The sequence below is a fragment of the Hymenobacter terricola genome (genome assembly GCF_017921975.2).
GTDB lineage: Bacteria > Bacteroidota > Bacteroidia > Cytophagales > Hymenobacteraceae > Hymenobacter > Hymenobacter terricola.
Genome location: NZ_JAGEMO020000038.1, coordinates 1 through 306 on the forward strand (window position 1 = coordinate 1; position 306 = coordinate 306).

The following is a 306-nucleotide window of genomic DNA, read 5'->3' on the forward strand; positions in this document are numbered from 1 at the left end:
CAAGCTGCCCAACATCTTCACCCCCAACGGCGACGGGCAGAACGCCGTGTTCCGGCCCAGGAACAACAGCCCGGTGCGCAGCATCCACTTCAAGGCCTTCAACCGCTGGGGCGTGAAAGTCTTCGAAAACACCACCACCGCCAACGACCGTATCCTGATAAACTGGGACGGCGGGGGCCCGGTGGGCGAGTCGAACGGCATTGGGGCCAAGGTGGTGGACGGCATTTACTATTACCTGGCCGAAGTGGAGTTCGCCGACTTCGCCAACACCCGGCGCACCTACAAAGGCTGGGTTGAGATTGTGCG

Annotated in this window: 1 protein-coding gene; it reads left to right on the forward strand. The window is 61.8% G+C overall.

Annotation, left to right across the window (positions count from 1 at the left end; genetic code table 11):
- Positions 1-306, forward strand: a 306-nt coding sequence (locus J4G38_RS19070; RefSeq protein WP_226163563.1) for a T9SS type B sorting domain-containing protein, incomplete at both ends; no start/stop codon positions are given.